The organism is Streptomyces sp. NPDC049577, assembly GCF_040675635.1.
Lineage (GTDB): Bacteria > Actinomycetota > Actinomycetes > Streptomycetales > Streptomycetaceae > Streptomyces.
Genome location: NZ_JBFAPH010000611.1, coordinates 1 through 1639 on the forward strand (window position 1 = coordinate 1; position 1639 = coordinate 1639).

Sequence of the window (1639 nt, forward strand, 5' to 3'; positions counted from 1 at the left end):
GCGAGCTGATGGTGCGCCGCGAGGAACAGCCGCAGCGCGCCCACTGCACGGTCCTGCTGGACACGCGGGGCATCGCCTACGCGGCCGGCGGGGCGCCGGAGCAGCTGGCCGCGAAGGCCGCGGAGGCACTGGGCGAGCACGCCGCCGAGGAGCTGCGGGAGGACCCCTGGCGGCTGCTGGCGGTGGCCGGAGTGCGGCCCGAGCAGGCGGACGGGTTCGCCCGGGCTCTGCTCGGACCGGAGTGTGGGCCGGGGGACGAGCGCCGGGCGCACGCCCTGGTGGTCTGGCTGCTGGAGCGCGCCGCCCTCGCGGGGCACACCGTGCTGGAGTCGTCCGTGCTGCGGGCGGAGCTCGCCAAGCGGTCCGTACCGGATCCGGACGCCGCCCTGCAGGGCGTGATCGCGGAGGGCGCGGTGCTGGTCTTCCCCGAGGGCGGGACGGACGCCGGGCAGGCCGGCGAGGACGCGGGCGCGGACTCGGGCGAGGGCGAGGCCGGCGGGGAGCCCGTACGGCTCCTGCTGGGCCTCGACCGGTACGCCATGGCCGAGGAGAGCCTCGCCGACGGGCTCGCGCGGCTGCTGGGCACCGTGGAGGCCGCGGACTGGTCGGCGGCCGCGGAGGCCGCCCCCTCCCCCTCCGCCGCCGAGCTGATCCGCGCCGCCGCGGCCTCCGGCCTGGTCGCGCACAGCGGCGGCGAGGCGGCACGCGCCGAGCCCGCGGCCCTCGTCGCGGCGGCGCGCTCGGCGGGCCTGCGGGCGTACGCCGCCGCGCACACCGAGGACGGCAGGCGGCGACTGGCCGCCCTCGGCGACGAGGAGGCCGTCACGGTGGCCGGGCTGCTGTCCGGCCAGGAGGGTCCCGGCCGCGACGAGGACGGCGCCCTCGCCCTGGACCTGCTGGCCGTCCTCGACGCCCCGCAGCTGGACGTGGAGACGGCGGCGCTGCTGGTCGAGTCGCTGCCGGACGGCGCCCGGCTGGTGCTGGGCGGCGATCCCGGCGTGCTGTGGTCGGCGGGGCCGGGCCGGGTCTTCGCGGACGTCGTGGCGTCCCGCGCCTGTCCTGTCGTCGTCTCCCGCACCCCGGACCCGGGGCCGATCGGCGAGCTGGTCTCGGGCATCGGCGTCGGCGAGCTCGCCGAGGTCGAGGCCCCGGGCAAGGAGGTCGTGACGGTTCCCGTGCGGGACGCGGGCGAGGCGGTGCACCGCGCGGTGCAGCTGGTCGCCGACTCCGTCCCGCGCGCGTTCGGCGTGCCGGCGGAGCAGACCCAGGTCATCACCCCGGGCCACGGCGGCGCCGCGGGGACGCGGGCGCTCAACGCGGCGCTCAAGGAGCGGCTCAACCCGGGCCCGGGCCGGTTCGGCGGCTTCGACCCGGGCGACCGGGTCGCCTACGTCCCGGCCCCGGGCCGCATGGTGCCGGGCACGGTGGTCTCGGCCGGCGCGGAGGGCCTGCGGCTCGACTGCGCGGGCACGGCCGTGGTCGTCCCCCCGGAGCGGGTGGCCGACGAGGTGCGGCACGGCTGGGCCGTCACCGCCCACCAGGCGCCGAGGTGATCACGACGTTGATGCGGCGGAAGACCTTGGTGTGCCACACCTCCTTCGGCGCCTGACGCTTGGCGATCCCAGTGGTGAAGGGCCGG

The 1639-nt window shown here is 78.7% G+C and carries 1 protein-coding gene; it reads left to right on the plus strand.

Going from position 1 to position 1639, the window contains the following annotated elements:
- The coding region (locus tag AB0K09_RS33220; protein ID WP_366069111.1) for a helix-hairpin-helix domain-containing protein at positions 1-1553 on the plus strand (1553 nt) is incomplete at its 5' end.
- Positions 1554-1639: the final 86 nt, after the last annotated feature.